Origin of the sequence: Halorubrum cibi (assembly GCF_900182635.1) — an archaeon.
GTDB classification, from domain to species: Archaea; Halobacteriota; Halobacteria; order Halobacteriales; family Haloferacaceae; genus Halorubrum; species Halorubrum cibi.
In genome coordinates this window covers 175,810-195,353 of record NZ_FXTD01000006.1, presented here as the reverse complement: position 1 = coordinate 195,353, position 19,544 = coordinate 175,810, and the positions used below count along the sequence as shown (strand labels likewise).

The window sequence follows — 19,544 nt, the reverse complement described above, 5'->3', positions numbered from 1 at the left end:
GGACGGATCGAACGCCTCAGCCGTCGAGGCCCACTACCTCGCGGACCTCCCCGCGCGTCTCACAGGCCAGCGCCTCCTCGGCCAGGTCGCGTGCGGCCGCCGAGTCGACCTCCCGAACGCGGGTTTTGACCGCCGGGACGGTCACCGCGCTCATGCTCAGTTCCTCGAGCCCGAGCCCGACCAACAGCTCGGTCAGGGCGGGGTCGCCGGCCATCTCGCCACACATCCCGACCCAGGCGTGGGTTCCCTCGGCCCCTCTCGTCGTCCGGTCTATCGCCCGCAACACCGCGGGGTGGAGCGGGTCGTGGTAGTCGGCGACCCCGTCGTTCTCGCGGTCGGCGACCATCACGTAGCCGGCGAGGTCGTTCGTCCCGACGCTGAGGAAGTCGAGCCGGTTGGCGAGCGCGTCCGCGAGGAACGCGGCGGCGGGCGTCTCGACCATCGCGCCGAGTTCCGGGACCGCGTGCTCCACGCCCTCGTCCGCGAGGTCGGCCGCCACCGACTCGACCGCGTCGAGCGCGGCCTCGACCTCCTCGATCCGCGAGACCATCGGGAACATGACCGCGAGGTCGCCCGCGGCAGCCTCGTTGCCTCCGTGAGCCGCCGCCCGCAACAGCGCGCGTAACTGCCTCTCGAAGAGGTCCGCGTGTTCCTCGAGCGACAGCCGGATTCCCCGTCGTCCCAGGAACGGGTTCGGCTCCTCCGGGAGATCGAGGTACGGGACCCGCTTGTCGCCCCCGACGTCGAGGGTTCGCACGACGACCCGGTCATTCGGGAACGCCTCGAGCGCGGCGACGACCGCCTCGTACTGCTCCTCCTCGTCCGGCGGCGACTCGCGGTCGAGAAAGAGGAACTCCGTCCGGAACAGCCCGATCCCGTCAGCGCCGCGGTCACGCGCGGGCGACAGCTCCGCCGCGCTCCCGACGTTGGCGGCGACCTCGATCGGTCGGCCGTCGGCGGTCGAGACGGGTTCGGGAACGACGGACGCGTCGTCGTTGAGAGCCGCCGCTCGCTGGCTCTCGTCGGGATCGACGACTATCTCCCCGGCCTCGCCGTCGACGAGGACCTCCGTACCGTCCGCTATCTCCGCGAGCGCCTCGCCGACGCCGACGACCGCCGGGATCGACAGCGAGCGTGCGATGATGGCGGCGTGGGAGGTCCGGCCGCCCGCGACGGTGGCGATCCCCGCGACCGTCTCCGGGTCCAAATCGGCCGTCTCACTCGGTGTGAGCCGCTCGGCGAGCAGGACGGTGCCCGCCGGGAGCGACGCGAGATCGGTCGCCGTCGGAGCGTCGAGCAGCGCGCGCAACAGTCGGTCGCACACGTCTCGGAGGTCGTCCGCGCGCTCGGCCATCCGGCCGTCCATCCTCTCGAACCGCTCGACGGCCTCATCGAAGCGGTCTCGGACCGCGTGTTCGGCGAGGGTTCCGTCGTCGATGGCGCTCTCGACGTCGTCGACGAGTCCCGGGTCGTCGAGGAACGCCTCGTGGGCGTCGAAGACGGCCGCCTCCTCCTCGCCGGCACGCTCGGCCGCCCGGTCGCGCGCCCGTCGGATCCCCTCGCGGGCCGCCTCTCGGGCGGACGCGAACCGCTCGCGCTGGACCTCGGGATCGACCGCGGAGGGGTCCGGCCGGTTCGGCAGCGTCAGGTTCGCTTCCGGACGGTACCAGCGCGCGACGCCGACCCCGGAACGGGGCGTACTCCCGATCCCGGCCAGCGTTGTCACTCCGGTCACTCCGGGCCTCCGTGCGGGTCCTCGCCGTCTTCGTCTTTCCCGCCGTCGCCCTCGACCGGACTCATCAGCAGGTCCTCGATCGCATCGAGCGCCGCCTCGGCGTCCGGCCCCTCGGCGACGAGGCGGACCGACTCGCCGTGTTCGACGTTCAGCCCGGTGACCGCGAGCATGCTGTCGGCGCGGACGAGGTCGTCCTCGTCGTCTTCTGCGCGGCCGACCGACACGTCCGCGTCGAAGCCGTTGACCGTCTTGACGAGTTTCGAGGCCGGCCTCGCGTGTAACCCCGCCTCCGGAACCACCTCGACGATCCGTTCCATACCTCCGTTCCGGCGTGAAGGGTAATATACTCTCGTCCGCGTCGCTCGGCGTTCGCCGTTCGTTTCCGGATGGAACCGCCGGATCTCGGGGGACTTTCCACCTCCTCCGCCTGTCGGAACCATGAGCCGGACACGAAGCGGGAACGACCGGTACGACGCGATCGTCGTCGGCGTGGGCGGCGTCGGCAGCGCAACGACCTACGAACTGGCGCGCCGCGGCCTCGACGTGCTCGGGATCGAGCGGTACGACGTGCCCCACGCGATGGGGTCCTCACACGGGAGCACCCGGATCATCCGGAAGGCTCAACAGGAGGGGCCGGAGTACGTGCCGCTCGTCGAGCGCGCCTACGAGCGCTGGCGCGAACTGGAGGAGCGGACCGGCCGCGACCTCCTCACGACCACCGGGTCGATCCACGCGGGCGCGCCGGGCACGGACGTGGTCGCGAACGCCCGCGAGGCGTGTGACGCCCACGACCTCGACTACGAGGAGCTCTCGGCGGCCGAGGTCAACGAGCGATTTCCCGGCTACGACCTGCCGCCCGACTTCGAGGCGGTCTTCCAGCCCGAGGGCGGCTACCTCGACTGCGAGCGCTGCGTGACCGCCCACGTCGAAGCGGCCCACGCCGAGGGGGCAACGGTCCGCGCCCGCGAGCGGGTCATCGACTGGTCGGAGACGACGGACGGGGTCCGGGTCCGAACGGACAAGGGTCGCTACGAGGCGGACGAGCTCGTCGTGACCGCCGGGGCGTGGACCGCCGAACTGCTCCCCTCGGTCGCGGACGACGCGGTTCCCGTCCGCGCGCTCATGGCGTGGCTCCAGCCAGAGGAGCCCGAGCTGTTCTCGCCCGATCGCTTCCCGGTGTTCGTGCTCCGCGGCGAGGACGGCGGCGGGTACGGCTTCCCGGTCCACGACGTCCCCGGGTTCAAGTTCGGGTACTCCGGCGACCACCGCGAGGTCGTCGAACCCGATCGGATGGACCGCGAGCCGACCGCCGCGGAGGAGGAGCTCCACCGGCGTTTCGCGGAGGAGTTCTTCCCGGCCGGCGCGGGCCCCACCGTGGCGTTGCGGACCTGTATCCAGTCGTACTCCTCGGACGAGGACTTCGTGCTCGGACGGGTGCCGGACTACGACTCCGTCACCGTCGGCACCGGATTCACCGGCCACGGGTTCAAGTTCGCGAGCGCCACCGGCGAGGTCCTCGCCGACTTCGTGACCGAGGGCGAAACCGACGTCGACGTCTCGGCGCACTCGATCGACCGTCTCTGACGTCTCGCTCTCGCCGCCGGAAGTGGGAAGTGAACACGGGACATACGATCGCTATCGCATGGAGGTCCGCCAGTGACCGGTCCCGCGCCGATCCCCCTCGACGAGTTCGAGACCGCCCTCGACGCCCTCGATCCGGACGACCTCGCGGCGTTCGTCGCCGAACTGCGGGAAGCGACGACGGACGAGGACGCCGTCGACCTCTCGATCGTGACGGTTCACGACGCCGACTCGGAAGCGATCGACGCCGACCCGGAAGCGATCGACGCCCATCCGCCGTCCGACGACGTCGTCACCGCGGCGGACCTCCGCCGCCGCCTCCTCTACGGGCTTTCGCCGGCCGACGCCGACTCGGTGAGCGAGCGGTTCCTCGAGGTGGCCGCCCGATCCGAGTCGTATCCGCGCGATCCGGCGGCCGGTACCCCGTCGATGGCCGACACTTCGGGCGAGTCCGCCTCTCCGGAGAGCGATCCGAAGGGGAACGGTCCGATCGAGGCCGACTCGAGCGGGAACGTCCCGAGTGAGGGCTCCGCGCTCGCGGCCGGCTCGTCGCCGTCGTCGGACTCCCGGCTCCGCGTCCCGCCCGATCGGACGACGCCGGAGGTCACGACGAGCCGAAGCGAGCCGACCGCCGCGGGCGACGCCTCCGGATCCGGCGCCGACGCGGGCGCCGGCTCGGCTCGGGGACTCAAGCGCGACGCGTCCCGAAACCGAGTCGCGGTCGCGGTCGTCGTCGTGGTCCTGATCGCGACGATCGCGGGCGCCGCGTCGCTGACCGGCCCGTCGCTCACGGACGGCGTCGGCGATCGCCTCGATCCGAGCGACGACTCGCCGACGGGGGGAGAAGGCGTCGTCGACGGAGGTGAGGAGCCGGTCGATTCGAGCGATTCGTCCGCGATCGCGTCATCCGGGGACGGAGAGACCGAATCGGTCGACTTGGGCGATTCTGGGACGTACACGGGCGTGATCGACACCGGCGGGTCGATCGAGGTCACGGGGGGAGGTGACGGGAGCGGGAGCGACCCCAACGGATCCGCGGCCGCGCGGGCGACGTCACTCGAGCCGACCTGCGAGCGCGCGCCGCTCCACGTCGTCCAGATCCAGCTGAACGCGCTGCGGTACAACGACCCGGCGACGAACGACGGGATCCGAACGACGAGGCGGTTCGCGTCGCCCCGGAACCGGCGGGCGGTGAGCACCTTCCCGCAGTTCGTCGACCTCTTCGAGGGGCCGAACTACGCGCCGATGCTGTCCCACGACGCCGTGTCGTACTCCCTGACGGGAATCGACGGCGACCGCGCCACCGTGGGAGTCGTCACGTACGAGAACGGCTCCGCGACCGGTCGCTACGAGTTCCGGATGCGGAAGGTGAACGCGACGGACGCGTCGCTCACCGGATACGGGGGCGGGTACGACGGCTGCTGGATGACCGACGCGGTCGGCGTGTTGCCGATTGACGAGAGGGAGGGGACCGGCGACACGTCCGGCGACTCCGGGACGGGCGGCGACTCCGGGACCGGCGACGACACCGTGGTCCACGGACCGCCGGGAACCTGAGTACTCCGCGGTCCACCGACTACTCCACGATCGCGACGACCGCCGGCTCCCGCATCCGCGCGAGGACGACGCGCGGCACGTCGGCGCGCTCGTGGATCGCCGCGGCGACCTCTCGAGCGACCGCCTCGTCCGCGTCGTCGTCGACCATGTTCAAGAGCGGAACCGCGGTCGCGTCGGCGGGGACCCCCTTCAGCCCGCCGTCCTCGTGTGCCACGACGCGCCCGACCAGCTCCGGCGTGATCTCGTCGCCGGTCTCGACCCCGTCGACGAGGTTGGCCACGCGTTCGGGTCGGTGGACGACCGCCTCCGAGAGCGGCTCGCCGACCGCGTGGACGCTCGCCACCGGCACGACGGTGTCGGCTCCGGCGGGCACCTGCGGCTCGCGGTCGTTCGGGGCCTTGAGCAGCCGCGTGCGCGCGCCGTCGGCTTTCACCAGCACGGGGCCGTCGTGGGCGGCCGAGAGCCGGTCGACCGTTTCGGGGTCGTATCCGCGATACCGGTCGTCGCGCTCCCGCTCCGGGACGAGTCCGAGCGGGAACGTCGCGCTCCCATCGTCGCGCTCGGGACTCGCCTCGCGCAGCGCGTCGAGTTCGGCCACGGGGTCCTTCGCCGTCCGGACCGTCGCGACCTGGCGGTCGAAGATCGGTATCCGGACCGTCGCGGTGAGGACCGCCCGGTCGAGCCGCGCGGCGAGCGCGTACAGCGTCGTCTTCTTCCCGCCGGCTCCGACGAGACAGGTCGTGCCCTCCGCCGCGTCGAGCGCGTCGACGACGTTCATGGTGGGTCCGATCCACGATCGGGGTCCGGCGTCGAAAGCGCGTCGGTTCCGGCAGGAACGACCCGGCCCGGAGCCCCACGCCCTTCGACCGCTCGCCGACACCGTGGGGTTTAATCCCGTTTCGGCGGCTAACGGGGACGATGGACCCACCGGACCGGATCCTCCGCATCGACCTCTCGACCCGCCGAGTCGACAGCGAACCGGTCCCCGAGGAGTGGCTCGCGAGGTACGTCGGCGGGAAGGGCCTCGGCGCGCGCTACCTCTACGCGGCCGGCGGCGGGATCGATCCGGAGTCGCCCGCGAACCCCCTCGCGTTCATGACCGGACCGCTGACCGGCTACACCCCCGGTGAACAGCGGTACGCGGCGATCACGAAGTCGCCGCTCACGGGCGCGTTCCTCGACTCCTACGGCGGCGGGACGTTCCCCGGCCGGCTCGCAGCCTCGCTCGGCCCGCACCTCGGCGTGATCGTCACCGGCGCGGCCGACGACCCGGTCGTCCTCTCGCTTTCGGGCGGCGAGGCGAGCGTCGAACCCGCGGGCGATCTGTGGGGTCTCGACACCGCGGCGACCGACGACCGATTCCCCGACGCGGCCGTCGCCTGTATCGGCCCCGCGGGCGAGAACACGGTGCGGTACGCGACGATCTCCTCCGACGGCGGCGACCACCACGCCGGCCGGGGCGGCGCGGGCGCGGTGATGGGCACGAAACGCCTGAAGGCGGTCGTCGCCCGTGATCCGCCGCCCGAGCCGCCCGGGCGGCTCGCGGCCCTCAAAGAGCGCGACGAGGCGGCGTTCGCCGACAGCGACGCGGGGCGCTGGCTGGCCGCGGGCGACACCCTTGAGACGGTCGATTTCGCGAACGAGGCCGGCGTGCTCCCGACCCGCGGCTGGCAGGACCGGCGCTTCGAGGGCGCGGAGGGGATCGGGATCGAACGCGCCGCCGAGCGCGCGACGGGCCGCGAGCGCGAGGGCGATCCGGTTCCCGGCGGGTTCCGGATCCCGGAGGGAGAGAGAGTGGAAAGCGGCGCGCCGGTCGCCGACAGCGTCCCGCGCGGCGCGACGCCGATCGTCCTCGGGGCCGGCCTCGGAATCGACGACTTCGACGCAGTGGCGGCGCTGGGCGGCGTCTGCGACCGTCTCGGGATGGACGTCATCTCCGCGGGTAACGCGGTCGCCTGGGCGGTCCGAGCCGGCGACGAAGGGCTGATCGACCGGGAGGTCGCCTTCGGCGACGAGGCGGCCGCGCGGTCGACGATCGAGGAGATCGCGGGCCGGGAGACCCAGCTCGACGACGCCCTCGCCGACGGCGTCGCGGCCGCCGCGACGCGGTTCGGGGGCGAGGACCTGATCCCGACGGTGAAGGGGATGGAGCTCTCCTCGTACGATCCCCGCGGGGCGACGTCGATGGCGCTGGCGTACGCCACGAGCGACCGCGGCGCGTGTCACCGACGGGCCCGGCCGGTCGAGGCCGACGCGATGGCTCCCTCGTCGCGCGACCCCGACGACGTCGCCGCCGCGGTCGCGGCCGAGCAGGACCGGCGGGCCGCGCTGTGGTGTCTCGTCGGCGACGACTTCCTCGAGGGCGTGTTCGACCCCGCGATCGCCGCCGAGTGGCTCGCCGCCCGCGGGTACGACCACGACCCCGTGGACTTGGCGGCCCTGGGCGAGCGGGTGTGGACGCTCACGCGGCTGTACAACGTCCGGGAAGGGTTCGGCCGCGAGGACGACGCGCTGCCGCCGGCGATAGCGGGGGACCGCGGGAACGACGGTGAGGGCGACGAGGGCACCTCGAGTCACCCGGACGAACTCGATCCCGACGCGTTCGACGACCTCCTCGACCGCTACTACGCGGTCCGTGAGTGGGACGAGAACGGCCGGCCGACCGCTTCCCTCCTCGATCGGCTCGGGATCGCCGACCTCGCGGACGGGGCGGTCCCGATCGGCGAGGTCGACGGTCGCTGAGAAGGTTCGTGGCGGTCCGAGGACCTACGGCGCGGCCTGTTTGGTCGAGATCAACTCGATCACGTCGCGGTGGGAGAGGTCGTGGTCGGTGCCGACCTGTCGGCCGCTCCGGCAGTCCGTGCCGTGGAGCAGTCCCTCGCCGATGTCGGAGTGGATGTGGTACGCGAAGTCCTCCGTCGTTGCGCCCTCGGGGAGAAGGAAGCAGTCGCGGAAGACGCCCTTCTCGTCTTTCGACCCGTTCGCGGAGCCGGGGAACACCGCGATACAGCCGAGCACGTCGAAGACGGCGGCCTCGAGCGCCGCCTGGACGCCGGTCCCGCCGTACTCGGTCACGTGGTCGCGGATCGCGTCGAGGCCCGCCGCCTGCTCGTCGGAGACGTCGCCGACGATCGCGAAGTCGTCGTCGCCGGCGGTGTAGTCGACGACGCCCGCCTCGTCCGCGTTCTTGAGCGCCTTCTCGGCGTGGGCGCTCGCGGGGACGAACGAGAGGTGGTCGTAGTCGGGGTCCGACGTGATCTCGGCCCAGTTCTCCCTGGCTTCCGGCGTGTCGGTCTTGTTGGCCGCGACGACCATCGGCTTGGTGCGTTTCCTGATCTCGCGGGCGAGCTCCTCGCGGTCCTCACCGTCCCACGTCTCAGGCTCGAGTTCGAGCCCCTCGGCGAGGATGACCTGCTTCATCTCGTCCTTCGTGATCCCGAACGCGGACATCTGCTCGGCCAGTTCCTCCTCGATGGCGGCCTCGGAGCCCTGATAACGCGTCTCGTACTTCTCGAGACCCTTCGAGAGCACGTCGAGGTACCAGGCGTCGAGTTCCTCCTCGAGGAAGTCGATGTCCTCGCGGGGGTCGTGTCCCTCGGTCCGCTCGCCCTCGATGTCCGTCGTCCCCGAGAAGTCGACGACGTGGACCAACGCGTCCGTCTCGTTGAGGTCGGTCAGGAACTGGTTGCCGAGCCCGCGCCCCTCGTGTGCGCCCGGGACCAGCCCGGCCACGTCGACGAGTTCGATCGGGACGAACCGCGTGCCATCGCGACAGACGCCGACGCTCGGGGTACACGTCTCGTCGAACTCCGGGGCCGCACACTCCACGCGGACGTACGCCTCGCCCACGCTGGGATCGATCGTCGTGAAGGGATAGGCTCCCTCGGGCACGTCGTTCATCGTCGCCGCGTTGAAGAACGTCGATTTACCCACCGAGGGCTTACCGACGAGACCGATCCGGTAACTCATTACCCGGAGTGGGCAGTCCGGCGTGAAAAGCGATGCGAGAGGGCCGAGCGCGTGTGAGATCATCGTTCGCATGCGAACCGGTCCCCCTCGAGGCGCGGTGGAGAAGCGGCGTCCTGAACCGTTTATATATCGAGCCGCCGAAGCCGGCCGCATGTACGCGCTGGTCGGCGGAACCGTCCACACGGCAACGGAGCGAGGAACGATCGATGGAACCGTCGTCATCGACCACGGGGAGATCGTCGCCGTCGGCGACGTCGACCCGCCCGAGGAGGCGACCGTCCTCGACGTCGAGGGCCATCACGTCACGCCGGGGCTCGTCGACGCCCACAGCCACGCCGGGGTGGCCGAGTGGGGCGAACCCGAGGACCGCGACTACAACGAGGGGACCGCCGCGGTCACCCCGCACGTCACCGCGCTCGACGGGTTTCATCCCCGCGACGAGGAGCTGAAACACGCGTTCCAGAACGGCGTGACCTCGGTCTCGGCGCGGATGGGCTCCGGGAACGTGATCGGCGGGATCATCTGCTCGATGAAGACCCACGGACTGACCGCCGACGACATGCTGATCCGCGAGGACGGGATGAAGGCCGCGATGGGCGAGAACCCCAAGCGCTTCCACGGCGAGGAGCAGAACCGCCAGCCGTCGACGCGCCCCGGCGTGGCGGCCACGCTGCGCTCGGCGCTGATGGAGGCGGAGGACTACGTCGACCGGCGCGAACACGCCCGAGCCGAGGACGAACCGTTCGAGCGCGACCTCGGCATGGAGAACCTCTCGCGCGTGCTCACCGAGGGGCTCCCGCTCCGGGTCCACGCGCACCGGGCCGACGACATCATGACCGTTTTCCGGATCACGGCGGAATTCGGGATCGACGAGATCTCGATCGAGCACGCGACCGAGGGGCACCTGATAGCGGAGGAGTTCGCGAAGCGGGACGTGCCGGCGGTTGTCGGGCCGTCGCTGTATTCGGGCGCGAAGTACGAACTGCGGAACATCACCTTCGAGACGCCGGCGATCCTCCACGAAGCCGGCGTGAAGGTCGCGATCCAGACCGACGCGCCCGTGTTGCCCCAACAGCACCTCGACGTCTGCGTCGGGCTCGCGGTCCGCGAGGGCTTCCCCGAGGAGGAAGCGCTCGAGGCGGTGACGCGGTACCCCGCCGAGATCCTCGGTATCGACGACCGCGTCGGCACCATAGCGGTCGGCACCGACGCCGACGTGGCGGTCTGGGACGGCGTCTTCCACGAGAACGACAGTCGAACGCGACACGTCTTCGTCGACGGCGAGCACGTCTTCGACCGCGAGCGCGACGCGGTCGACCCCCGCGAGGAGTACGACTGGTAGCGCGGAGTCTCGAGGTCGTCGAGGGTGGAGCGAGCGGTCGATCGAGGGACGCGAACGCCCGATTCGGCCGAAGCGTGGTCCCTTATTACCCGCCGGACCGATACGGCGATCATGGACGCAGACGCCATCGTCGTCGGTGGCGGGCTCGCCGGGCTCGTCTCGGCGGCCCGGCTCGCGGAGGCGGGCGCGGACGTGACGCTTCTCGAACGGCGGCCGCGCGTCGGCGGCCGGGTCCGCTCCCGCGACGTCGACGGGTTCACGCTCGACCGGGGCTTTCAGGTGCTTTTCACGAGCTACCCGGCCGTGGCGCGAGAACTCGACACGGGGGCGCTCGACCTCCGGACGTTCTCGCCCGGTGCGACGATCTGCCGACCGGGCTCGCGGGCCGTCCTCTCGGACCCGCTCCGCGAGCCGACCGCCGTGATCGAGTCCGCGCTCAACCACGAGGTCCCCTTCTCCGATAAGCTCCGGACGCTCGCGCTCCGATACGACCTCTCGAAGCGCGCGGAAGACGAGTTCTTCGCTGGCTCCGGCTCCGACGCGACGATCCGCGAGTACCTCTCCGACTGGGGGTTCTCGAGCGACTACGTCGAGAACTTCGTCGAGCCCTTCTACGGCGGGATCACGCTCGACCGATCGCTTTCGACCGCCGAGACCGTCTTCGAGTACACCTTCCGCGCGATGAGCCGCGGGTCGATCGCGGTCCCCGCCGAGGGAATGGCGGCGATACCCGAACAGTTGGCCGAGCGCGCCGCGGACGCCGGCGTCGAGGTTCACACCGGCGAGGACGTCGAGGCGGTCGACGTCGGCTCGGGCGGCCGGTTCCGGCTCGGATCGGGCGGCCCGGCGGACGGCGCGCGCGTCGAGCTCGCGGACGGGAAGACCCTCGACGCGCGGTGCGTCGTCGTCGCGACCACGCCGCCGGAGGCGCGGAAGCTGACCGGCGTCGGGTCGATCCCCGAGTCGGGAGTCCCCAACGTCACCGCGTGGTTCTCACTCCCCGAGCGCTCGTCGTTTTCGACCGGCAAGCGGATCCTGCTCAACGCGGCGGGCGAGTCGCCGAACGCGGTGGTGCCGATCTCGGAGGTCGCGACCGAGTACGCGCCGCGGAATCGCCCGCTTCTCGCGGCGACGTTCCTCGGCGAGGCGGCACTCGAGCGCGACGCCGACGACCTCCGCGAGGACGCCCGAGAGGCGCTCTCCGGGTGGTACCCCGAGCGCGGGTTCGAGAGCCTCGAGACCGTCGCCGTCGATCGGATCCCCTTCGCGCAGTTCGCCCAACCGCCGGGCGTCCACGCGACGCTTCCCGATCCGGACGATCCCGAGGGACCGGTGGTCCTCGCGGGCGAGTACACTGAGTGGTCCTCGATCCAGGGCGCGTTGGAGAGCGGGCGGAAGGCGGCGGCGGCAGCGCGCGAACACCTCTGATCGCGTCGTCGCTACGCCCGACCGTTCCCGTCGTCCTCGTCGCCGTCGCCGCCGTCCCCTTCCTCCGGCAGCGTGAGAACGTTCTCGCGGCCCAGTCGGAACCCCTCCAGGTCACCCTCGTCGCGGAGTCCGGTCACAACCTGACTCGTCTTAGCGGCAGTCCAGTCGAGCTCGTCGGCGACCCGCTTCTGTTTCATTCGACCACCCTCGCGATCGAGGAGCCGGAGCACCTGCTCTTCGTTGCTCAGAAGCTCCGCGTCGACCGGCGGTACGTCCGCCTCGTCATCGATCGCGCCGTCGTCAGTCGTGCCGTCGTCGGCTTCGTCGGGAGCGTCCGGCTCGTCGGGGGCGTCGGCCGCGACCGACTCCGTCGCGGGGTCGTCGTCCGCGGCGGCGGTGCCGGCGGTCGTCCCCGATTCGACCGGCGTCGGTCCCGTCGCCGGCGAGGACGACGACTCCCGATCGCGTCGGAAGTACGCCGCAACTCCGCCGAGGACGGCGAGGAGGCCGACCACGGCGAGGGCCGGCAGTCCGCTCGGGATCGAGTCCACGACGGAGTCGGGGGCCATCGAGATCCGCGGCTCGTCCCCGGCGAAATCGACCGGTCCGACCCAGACGACCGACCCGTCGCGCGTCTCCGCCGGTGCGGGCGAGGCCGACTCCAAGTCGTGGGAGTCCGGCCACGAGACGATGAGCGAGCTCTCCTCGTCGAGGAACATGCCGTCGATCGCGTCGCCGGCCGCGATCCGTCCGTCCTCGACGGTCGCGAACCCGTCCCAGCGGAACCGGTAGGTGACGACTCCGTACTCCTGGGGGATCTCCCGCCGCTCCGCGGCCACCGACACGTTCGAAACGCTCATGTCTCGGCCCGTGGCCGACGAGGACTCGTTGACCGTCGTCTCCATCCGGCCGCGGAACCGATCGGTGTACGCCTCGGAGTTCGCCTCGAGGTCCGTCCGGAACTCCTCGAAGGCCCGTTCCTCATCGCTCGTCGAGAGTCGGACCCGGTACTCGATCGTCCAGACCGCGTCGCCGTCGGCGTCGACGTCGACGGTGATCAGGACGTCGTCGGGGTCGATCTCCTCCTGTTGGGCGAAGGGGTCCCCCGCGACGCCCGCGACGCCACCGGACGCGCCGGCGAGGAGGCCACCGACGAGGAGACCGACGGCGAGGAGACGCCAGGCGAGCGTCGCGGAAATCGTCGTTCGCTGCACGGGGAACACGACACGGGGGCGTGCTAAATCGCTTCTCATGTCTGCCGTCGACTCCGGCCGTCCGTCGCCGACGCGAGTGCGCTACGGGCCACCGCGGCGGTCACTACCGCTCACCCCGTCACCACCGCTCGCCCCGTCTCCAGTATCCGATTCCGGGTCGGTCCCGGACTCCGAACCGGAACCGCCTCCGGCGTCGCCGTCGTCGGTTTCGGCACCCTCGCCGTCGTCGGTTCCGGCGTCGGCGTCTTCGTCAGTCCCGGCGTCGGCGTCTTCGTCAGTCCCGGCGTCGTCGTCCTCGTCAGACCCGGCGTCGGCGCCGCCGTTACCGCCGGCACCGTCCGCCTCGGCCTCGTCGGTATCCGCGCCTCCGTCGTCCGCCCCGTCGACGTCGGATCCATCGCCGTTCGACTCGTCACCGGCGTTCTCGGCGTCGTCGCTTTCGGCGGTCGCGTTCTCGGCCCCTCCTGGATCGGCGATCGACCCGTTTCGCGGTCCGGTCGCGTTTTCTCCGCCCTCCGGGGCGTCGGCTTCCGACGGACCGCTCCCAGGGAGACCGTCGGGCGGACCGCGGTCGGCCGAGCCGTCCGGAGCACCGATCCCGGATCCGGGCGGACCGCGACGGTCGGGACCCATCGGCGCGCCGGTGCGGTTGCCGCCGATCTCCCTGGTGATCGCCGCGACCTCGGGACCGCTCAGCTCGCTCGCGCTCTCACGGAGGGTTCGGATACGGTCGGCGTCGACGTCCCGCTCGGCGAGCGCCTCCTCGGGCAGGTCCGCGGCGACCTCGGCGCTCCGGTTCGTCGTTCGATTCACGGTCGCCACGCGCGTCCCGATCGCCGCCTGCCGCGCGGCATACGCGCCGGAACTCACGTTCCCGGCCTCCCGGCGTTCCCGGAGCTCCCGCTGCCGCTCCCGCAGCTCCGCCAGCCGCTCCCCATTCCGCTCGAGCTGCGCCGCGATCACCGCCGCGCGCTCCTCGTCGGTCTCGGCGTCCGCGAGCCGGATCTCGAAGGAGCGCGAGGACACCTCGCCGTCGACTTCGGCCCCCTGGACGCCGATGACGCCGGAGAGCCGTTCGCCGGGACTGAGGTCGTCCGCAGTGGCTCCGTCGGAGGCGTTCGTACCGCCCTCCGATCCGGCCTGTGCGAACTCGTCGATACCCCCGTCGGTACCCGCGCCGTCGCCGGTCGCGGGAGAGACTCCGGGCCCGCCGGTCACCGCGGCTCCGAGCGGGACCATCGCGATCAGCCCCGCGACCGCCAGCGCGGCGACGAGCAACGTGATCCGTCGGTTCATACCTCCCGATCGGCGACCGACGCCTAAATACACCCACACCCTTCGTTCCGGATCAAGCCCGATCAAACCCGATTAAATCGGCCGACTGCGTCGAGCCGGGTGAACCGCCGGCCCGCGCGGAGATCGAGTGAAAGCCGAGGGCGGCTCGCTCAGTACGACTTCGCGAAGTACGCCGTCCGCTCGGCCGGGTCGCCGCAGATCGCGCACGTCTCCCCGTGGCTCGCGTCGTCGTCGCTCCCGGCGGCGTCGCCCTCCCCGTCGCCGCGTTCCCCGACGAGGGGGTCGTCGTCCTCGAAGGGGACCATGACGATCTCCGCGGCCATCGGCTCCTTGATCGGCTCCTCGCAGGCCTCGTCGCCGCACCAGGGCGTCTTCACGTAGCCGCCGTGCTGGCCGAGGGTGCCGAGGATCCCGGCGCGGTCGTCCGCCTCCCGAACCTCCCCGTCGAGGGTGTCCTCGGCGGCCGCGTACAGCTTCGCGTACACCGTATCGAGGTGGTCGCGGACGGTCTCGGCGACGCCCTCGCGGGCCTCGACGTGCTCCTCGCCGTCGGGCCGGTGGTTCAAGGTCAGCTCGTCGTCCTCGACCTCGTAGGGACCGATCTCGATCCGCAGCGGGATCCCGTTCAGCTCGTGTTCGTTGAACTTGAATCCGGGGTTGCGCTCGTCGCGATCGTCGAGTTCGACGCGGATCCCGGCGTCATCGAGGTCGTCGGCGACGCCCTCGGCGTACGCGAGCACGTCGTCTTTGGTGTCCTCCTGCCAGATCGGGACGACGACGACCTGAGTCGGCGCGACCGTCGGCGGGAGCACGAGTCCCTGTTCGTCCGAGTGAGTCATTATCAACGCGCCGAGCGCGCGCCAGGAGAGGCCCCACGAGGTCGTGTGGGCCGTCCGCTCGTCCTCCTCGGCGTCGGAGAAGGTGATGTCGAACGCCTCGGCGAACGACCGTCCGAGGTGATGGGACGTCGCGCCCTGGACGGACTTGCCGTCGGGCATCAGCGCCTCGACGGTCGTCGTCGTGTCCGCGCCGGGGAACTTGTCGTGGGCGGGCTTCTGCCCTTTGAGAACCGGGATCGCGAGGAAGTCCTCGTAGACGGACTCGTACTGGTCGAGCCGGGTCATCGTCTCGTCCCAGGCGTCCTCGCTCGTCGCGTGGGCGGTGTGGCCCTCCTGCCAGAGGAACTCCTTCGTCCGGAAGAACGGCTTCGTCTCCGTCGCCTCCCAGCGCACGACCGAACACCACTGGTTCACCCGCAGCGGGAGGTCACGGTGGCTCCGCACCCACTGGGAGATGTACGGCGTGATGATCGACTCGGAGGTCGGCCGCACCGCGAGCCGCTCTTCCAGCTCCTTCGTGCCCGCCTCGGTCACCCACGCCACCTCGGGGTCGAACCCCTCGACGATGTCCTTCTCGCGTTCGAGGTAGGACTCGGGGATGAACATCGGGAAGTATGCGTTCTGAACCCCGGTGTCCTTGAACTTCGCGTCCAGGAACCCCTGGAGCCGCTCCCAGACGGCGTACGCCCGCGGCCGCGTGATGATGAACCCGCTCATTCCCTCGGGGCCGTAGTCGGCCAACCCCGCCTTCCGTACGACCTCGGCGTACCACTCGCCGGTGTTGTGTGACTTGGACTCGGTGATCCCGAGCTCCTGGTCGTCGTCGCTCATTGTTCCTCACACGGCGGGTCGCGGGCTTAAAAGGTCCGAAGGCGCGTGCGGAGAGAGGAGTCGACCGCTCCCAGTCGTCGCGGTCGACTCTCACTCCGGTCGACCGACGCGACCGTCGTACAGCGCGAGCGAGGAGTCCAAGATCGGATCGACACGCCCGCGATCGTGTGAGGAGATGAGGACGGTTCCTCCCTTCTCGACGTGTTCGACGATCAGCTCGAGAACGCGTTTCCGAGAGAGCCGGTCGATCCCCGCGAGCGGCTCGTCGAGAACGATCAACTCCGGCTCGGAGACGAACGCGATGGCGACGTCGAGCTTCTTTCGAAAACCGCCCGAAAGGGCCGCGGCTCGCTGGTGTCGGACCCTGTCGAGCCGGAGCCGTTCGGTCACGGAGCGACGCCACTCGGGGTCGACGTCGCCGTGAAGCCGCGCGAAGACCGAGAGGTTCTCTTCGGCCGTGAGGTTCGGGTAGAACTGCGGTTCCTGAAACGAGTAGCCGATGGCCGCCGGCGGCGGCGAGATCACGGTTCCGGCCGTCGGATGTCGCAATCGGAGGAGCAGCTCGAAAAACGTCGTCTTTCCCGATCCGTTCGGCCCGACGACGCCGTGGATCCTGCCGCGATCGAACCGACAGTCGATCCCGTCGAGCGCCGTCACCGGTCCAAATCGCTTCGAGACGCCGCAAAACCGGACGAGCGGGGCCGACGGGTCCGACGAGGAGTCCCGGTATCGCCCCCGCGAACCGATTCGCCCGAGGCGATCCTCGATCCGGTCGCGGAGGCGGGTGAGACGGTCGGACGCGGCGCGGTCCGACATCTTCAGCGCCTCCACTCGTAGGTCCGGACGCAGCTCCAACAGAAGCCGAGACAGCCGACGACGTAGACGCCGATGAACCGGTACCAGTCGGCGTACAGGCCGAACCCGTCGCCGCGGACGAGGTGGCCCCTGATCGCGATCGCGAGGTAGTGGGGCGGGAGGCTCCGCGCGATCGCCATCCGCGTCGACGAGAAGAACCCGACCGGGTACAGCAGACTGCCGAACCCGACGACCCCGATCAACACGCCGAGGTTGACGAACAGCGCGGTGCGTCCCAACCCGAGAAGGAACGCGATCCCGGTACCGACCGCCGCCGTCGAGAGGAACAACAGCCCCACCGCGGTCGCGGTCTCAACGCGTAACGGGGTGATCCGGTACTCCATCGGGACGTTCGCGACTGCGACGGCGACGAGTACGGATCCCGTCAGGAGGGTGTAAAAGAGGAGCTTCGCGGCCACGAACGCCTCCAACCGAGACTGGTGACGGACCCGATCGAGTACCGGTCGGTCGGTCATCACGTCGTAGGGCACGAAGAGCAGTCCGACGACCAACACGAACAGGGTCATGCCTGTCGGAATGAGGTACTCCGAGAGCGTCAACTGCACTCCGCGCTGCTCGTGGGTGACGTCGACCTCGCCGGGGAGAAACGACGAGAGTTCGACGCTCAACACGGCCTCCAGCAGTCCGATCGCCTCGATGAGCGGTACCGCAGAGCCGTGCCATATCATTCGGAACTCCGTCGTCGAGTCGTCGTCGAGGACGTCGGGCGGGACGAGGACGACGAGGTACACCTCCTCGCGGTCGAGCCCGCGGAGGGCCGCCTCCTCCGTCTCGTACTGGACCGGCGTGCCAAGCAGCGCGACCCCGCCTCGCGTCACGGTCAGGTCGTCCGCGGTCGTTTCCGCCTCCGCCGGCGCGACGCCCACGGGGACGTCCTGTGGAAGCGTCTGATCGAAGCCGGCGGTGCCGACCACGAGGAGGCCGGGAAGAAGGGCGAAGCCGACGAAGAGGGCGGCGAGCCGTCGTCTGGCCGCGTACGCTTCCGTCCAGAGGAACACGGCCGTGTCGCGTATCATCGGATGGCGAGCCGGAGCGTCGACGCTAGTAGAGGAGGGTCTCCATCACGCGTAGAGGAACGTCTCTATCACGCCCGCGACGTCCTCGGCGTTACCCTCGTAGCCGACGACGACGATCGACTCGTCGTCGGAGTCCTGTTCGGCCTCGATCTCGTCCAGTTCGGCGTCGAGGTCCTCGTACCCGGTGTCGCCGGCGGCGACGAGCGCGCCGGCGATCACGTCCCGGAGGTCCTGCGCGTCGGACGCGCTCTCGGTGTGGAGCCGAAGCTCCGTGGACACCGTCTGGTCGTCGGTCCGATACCCGTAGGACGCGAGCGTCACGGATTCGAGGACGGAGGTGTCGATGCCGGCACCGACCGACTGCCCGGAGAGCTCCTCGCCCGGGAACTCCGTCACGCCCGCGACGAGCGCGCCGTCGGTGGCCGCGTCGTACTCGTCTCTGAGGTCTCCGCTCAGCGCGTCCGCGTCACCGGTCGTGGTGTCGACGACCGATTCGACCGAGGCCCGGTCGCCGATGACGATCTGGCCGTCGTCGAGCACGGCGACGGCCGCCGTGTCGCCGGCGAGGCTCTGATCGGGCCCCGCGTACAGCGTGTGGTCGTTGTACTCGACCTCCTCGAGGTCGGTCGACTGGTTTCGGATGCCGTCTATGACCTCCTCGGAGTCGAACTCGCCGTGAACGATGAGCCCGACGGACTGCTCGCCGTACCCGCCCGCGGTCTCGACGTCCTCGGTGAACACCAGCACCTCGCTCACGTCACCGGGCGCGACGTTGAATTCGTCCTCGAAGTCGCTTCCGACCTCCTCGGGCCCCTCCACGGACGGGTTCTCCTCCGAGAGGCTCTCGACGATCGTCGTGGTCGCGGGGTCGCCCTCCAGTCCGTCGGCGTCCACGTGGAACACCGCCTCGGCGCTGTCCGGCGTCTGGTCGATCGGTCCGGCGCCCCCGAGTCCGGGGACGGCCCCCATACAGCCCGCGGTCACGACGACGATCAGCAACGCCGCGAGAGTTCGTCGGTGTCTCATGATCGGTGATCGATTAACGATTCAAAGGTCACCCCTTAAACCTATGGTATCCATCATATCAGTCGACGGATGTTCTCGCGGATTGAAACGACCGCGCTCGCCGACGGCGGAATCGGAGAAAGGTTAACTCCTCCGCAGGTCCTACACTCCGGCATGAACCTGTCGGGGCTTCGCCGTCACGCGTCGCGGTCGCTCGCGGGGCGCCGCGAGGCGGCCGTGTTGGCCCCGGTGATCGAACGCGACGGCGACGCCCACCTGCTGTTCACGAAGCGGGCCGAACACCTCGGGGAACACCCCGGCCAGATGAGCTTTCCCGGCGGCGGCCGCGAGCCGGTCGACCGGACCCTCACCGACACCGCCCTCCGGGAGGCGAACGAGGAGGTCGGCATGCGGCCCGACGAGGTCGACGTCGTCGGCCGCATCGACGACGCGCGGACCAGCAGCGCCTACGCGGTCCGCCCCTTCGTCGGGGTTGCGCCCGATCGGGAGTACGTCCCTGACGAGTCGGAGGTCGCCGAGGTCGCCGTTCTCTCCGTCGCGGACCTCACGGATCCCCGGAACTACGAGTCCGAACGGCGGATCGGCCACCCGGAGTACGGCGACCACCGCGTCCACTACTTCCACGTCGACGGCTACACCGTCTGGGGCGTGACGGGGCGGATGGTCGTCCAGCTGCTCGAGCGCACCACCGACTGGCGCGCCCCGCCCGACCCCGACCGCGTCGTCGGTCCCGAGGCCGACTTCCCGATCTGAGCCGTCGGCCTGCGTCGCGTCCGCGCGCGCCGGGACAAGTCCGGCCGTCGGCGTCGCCCCCACCGATCGCGAACGGCTGGA

16 protein-coding genes are annotated in these 19,544 nt (G+C 70.6%); 6 read left to right on the top strand and 10 right to left on the bottom strand.

Going from position 1 to position 19,544, the window contains the following annotated elements; translation table 11 throughout:
- Positions 1–16 precede the first annotated feature (16 nt).
- Both ptsP and FN829_RS09630 read right to left on the bottom strand, forming a co-directional pair.
- Positions 17–1,726, bottom strand: a complete 1,710-nt coding sequence (gene ptsP, locus FN829_RS09635) for a phosphoenolpyruvate--protein phosphotransferase (RefSeq protein ID WP_142986812.1) — start codon at positions 1,724–1,726, stop codon at positions 17–19.
- Positions 1,727–1,731: 5 nt separating this feature from the next.
- Positions 1,732–2,052 carry an HPr family phosphocarrier protein gene (locus FN829_RS09630; protein ID WP_142986758.1) on the bottom strand — a complete coding sequence of 107 codons (321 nt, stop codon included), beginning with the start codon at positions 2,050–2,052 and terminating at the stop codon, positions 1,732–1,734.
- Positions 2,053–2,173: 121 nt separating this feature from the next.
- Between FN829_RS09630 and solA the strand changes: the two genes are divergently transcribed.
- A complete protein-coding gene (solA, locus tag FN829_RS09625; RefSeq protein WP_142986757.1) occupies positions 2,174–3,319 on the top strand; it encodes an N-methyl-L-tryptophan oxidase in 1,146 nt (381 codons plus the stop codon).
- A gap of 72 nt (positions 3,320–3,391) precedes the next feature.
- Entirely contained in the window at positions 3,392–4,873 is a 1,482-nt protein-coding gene (locus tag FN829_RS09620; RefSeq protein ID WP_142986756.1) for a hypothetical protein, read from the top strand.
- A gap of 19 nt (positions 4,874–4,892) precedes the next feature.
- On the opposite strand, the gene yqeC is transcribed toward FN829_RS09620, so the two are convergent.
- Positions 4,893–5,651, bottom strand: coding sequence for a selenium cofactor biosynthesis protein YqeC (gene yqeC, locus FN829_RS09615; RefSeq protein ID WP_142986755.1), 759 nt, complete (start codon positions 5,649–5,651; stop codon positions 4,893–4,895).
- A gap of 140 nt (positions 5,652–5,791) precedes the next feature.
- Here yqeC and FN829_RS09610 point away from each other — a divergent pair, with 140 nt between their 5' ends.
- The gene (locus FN829_RS09610) at positions 5,792–7,615 is read left to right on the top strand and encodes an aldehyde ferredoxin oxidoreductase family protein (RefSeq protein WP_142986754.1); all 1,824 of its coding nucleotides are present in this window, start codon (positions 5,792–5,794) and stop codon (positions 7,613–7,615) included.
- A gap of 24 nt (positions 7,616–7,639) precedes the next feature.
- On the opposite strand, the gene FN829_RS09605 is transcribed toward FN829_RS09610, so the two are convergent.
- Positions 7,640–8,842: a redox-regulated ATPase YchF gene (locus FN829_RS09605; RefSeq protein WP_142986753.1), complete on the bottom strand. Its 1,203-nt coding sequence runs from the start codon at positions 8,840–8,842 to the stop codon at positions 7,640–7,642.
- Positions 8,843–8,993: 151 nt separating this feature from the next.
- Here FN829_RS09605 and FN829_RS09600 point away from each other — a divergent pair, with 151 nt between their 5' ends.
- Positions 8,994–10,184 carry an amidohydrolase family protein gene (locus FN829_RS09600; RefSeq protein ID WP_142986752.1) on the top strand — a complete coding sequence of 397 codons (1,191 nt, stop codon included), beginning with the start codon at positions 8,994–8,996 and terminating at the stop codon, positions 10,182–10,184.
- 24 nt (positions 10,185–10,208) lie between these two features.
- Entirely contained in the window at positions 10,209–11,612 is a 1,404-nt protein-coding gene (locus FN829_RS09595) for an NAD(P)/FAD-dependent oxidoreductase (protein WP_142986751.1), read from the top strand.
- An 11-nt stretch (positions 11,613–11,623) separates the two neighbouring features.
- On the opposite strand, the gene FN829_RS09590 is transcribed toward FN829_RS09595, so the two are convergent.
- The 6 genes from FN829_RS09590 to FN829_RS09565 form a co-directional block, all read right to left on the bottom strand.
- Positions 11,624–12,826 carry a DUF7345 domain-containing protein gene (locus FN829_RS09590; protein WP_246066483.1) on the bottom strand — a complete coding sequence of 401 codons (1,203 nt, stop codon included), beginning with the start codon at positions 12,824–12,826 and terminating at the stop codon, positions 11,624–11,626.
- An 81-nt stretch (positions 12,827–12,907) separates the two neighbouring features.
- The gene (locus tag FN829_RS09585) at positions 12,908–14,122 is read right to left on the bottom strand and encodes a DUF7096 domain-containing protein (protein WP_142986750.1); all 1,215 of its coding nucleotides are present in this window, start codon (positions 14,120–14,122) and stop codon (positions 12,908–12,910) included.
- A 149-nt stretch (positions 14,123–14,271) separates the two neighbouring features.
- Positions 14,272–15,792 carry a proline--tRNA ligase gene (proS, locus tag FN829_RS09580; protein WP_142986749.1) on the bottom strand — a complete coding sequence of 507 codons (1,521 nt, stop codon included), beginning with the start codon at positions 15,790–15,792 and terminating at the stop codon, positions 14,272–14,274.
- A 90-nt stretch (positions 15,793–15,882) separates the two neighbouring features.
- A complete protein-coding gene (locus FN829_RS09575) occupies positions 15,883–16,449 on the bottom strand; it encodes an ABC transporter ATP-binding protein (RefSeq protein WP_185955730.1) in 567 nt (188 codons plus the stop codon).
- Between the two features lie 161 nt (positions 16,450–16,610).
- Positions 16,611–17,684, bottom strand: coding sequence for an ABC transporter permease (locus FN829_RS09570; protein ID WP_142986747.1), 1,074 nt, complete (start codon positions 17,682–17,684; stop codon positions 16,611–16,613).
- Positions 17,685–17,729: 45 nt separating this feature from the next.
- Complete coding sequence (locus FN829_RS09565) at positions 17,730–18,710, bottom strand: hypothetical protein (protein WP_142986746.1); 981 nt, start codon at positions 18,708–18,710, stop codon at positions 17,730–17,732.
- A gap of 153 nt (positions 18,711–18,863) precedes the next feature.
- Here FN829_RS09565 and FN829_RS09560 point away from each other — a divergent pair, with 153 nt between their 5' ends.
- Entirely contained in the window at positions 18,864–19,463 is a 600-nt protein-coding gene (locus FN829_RS09560) for an NUDIX hydrolase (protein WP_142986745.1), read from the top strand.
- Positions 19,464–19,544 lie beyond the last annotated feature (81 nt).

Coding starts and splice junctions, on each gene's coding strand:
- FN829_RS09630 (WP_142986758.1), bottom strand. CDS start 2,052: ATGGAACGGATCGTCGAGGTGGTTCCGGAGGCGGGGTTACACGCGAGG.
- solA (WP_142986757.1), top strand. CDS start 2,174: ATGAGCCGGACACGAAGCGGGAACGACCGGTACGACGCGATCGTCGTC.
- yqeC (WP_142986755.1), bottom strand. CDS start 5,651: ATGAACGTCGTCGACGCGCTCGACGCGGCGGAGGGCACGACCTGTCTC.
- FN829_RS09610 (WP_142986754.1), top strand. CDS start 5,792: ATGGACCCACCGGACCGGATCCTCCGCATCGACCTCTCGACCCGCCGA.
- FN829_RS09605 (WP_142986753.1), bottom strand. CDS start 8,842: ATGAGTTACCGGATCGGTCTCGTCGGTAAGCCCTCGGTGGGTAAATCG.
- FN829_RS09600 (WP_142986752.1), top strand. CDS start 8,994: ATGTACGCGCTGGTCGGCGGAACCGTCCACACGGCAACGGAGCGAGGA.
- FN829_RS09585 (WP_142986750.1), bottom strand. CDS start 14,122: ATGAACCGACGGATCACGTTGCTCGTCGCCGCGCTGGCGGTCGCGGGG.
- proS (WP_142986749.1), bottom strand. CDS start 15,792: ATGAGCGACGACGACCAGGAGCTCGGGATCACCGAGTCCAAGTCACAC.
- FN829_RS09570 (WP_142986747.1), bottom strand. CDS start 17,684: ATGATACGCGACACGGCCGTGTTCCTCTGGACGGAAGCGTACGCGGCC.
- FN829_RS09565 (WP_142986746.1), bottom strand. CDS start 18,710: ATGAGACACCGACGAACTCTCGCGGCGTTGCTGATCGTCGTCGTGACC.
- FN829_RS09560 (WP_142986745.1), top strand. CDS start 18,864: ATGAACCTGTCGGGGCTTCGCCGTCACGCGTCGCGGTCGCTCGCGGGG.